At 69.4% G+C, this 722-nt stretch carries 1 protein-coding gene; it reads right to left on the reverse strand.

Annotation, left to right across the window (positions count from 1 at the left end; genetic code table 11):
* Positions 1-722: homoserine kinase (gene thrB / locus J7E68_RS10060; RefSeq protein ID WP_396652498.1), on the reverse strand; the 722-nt coding region annotated here is incomplete at both ends.

A 722-nucleotide genomic window follows, 5' to 3' on the forward strand; every position in this document is an offset into this window, starting at 1 on the left:
GCCCGTCGGCAAGCACGAGCACACTCGGACCCGCACCCGACACGACGGCGGCGAAGCCGGCGCTGCGCAGAGCCTGGACGAGTCGCTGGGTCTCGGGCATCGCCTCGGCGCGGTAGTCCTGGTGGAGGCGATCGGCCGTGGCGTCGAAGAGCAACTCGGGGCTCTGCGTGAGCGCCGCGATCAGCAGTGCGGAGCGCGAGACGTTGAAGACCGCATCCGCCGTCGAGACCTGCGGTGGCTGCAGCGAACGGGCCTTCGAGGTCGACATCGTGTACGCCGGCACGAGAACGAGAGGGGACACTCCGCGATGCACGAGGAGCTTCTTGTGCTGCGGTCCGCGCTCGCCCACCCATGCGATCGTCAACCCGCCGAAGAGCGCGGGTGCGACGTTGTCGGGGTGTCCCTCGATCTCGGTCGCGAGGCGCAGCATGTCGGCGTCACTGATCTCGATGTCGCCCTCGAGCAGCCCCTTGGCCACCAGGATCCCGGCGGCCACGGCGGCTCCGGACGAGCCGAGTCCACGTCCGTGCGGCACGCCGTTCTCGGCCACGATGCGCAGACCCGGCATCGACCGATCGACGTCCGCGTACACGTGCGCCACGGTGCGGACGATCAGGTTCGTGTCATCGTGCGGGATCCCTTCGGCGCCCGCTCCGCTCACCTCGATCTCGAGCCCGCCCGAAGGCAGCTCGTTCACGTGCAGCTGGCTATAGACGCACAGC

Origin of the sequence: Microbacterium sp. ISL-103, from assembly GCF_018613995.1 — a bacterium.
GTDB lineage: Bacteria > Actinomycetota > Actinomycetes > Actinomycetales > Microbacteriaceae > Microbacterium.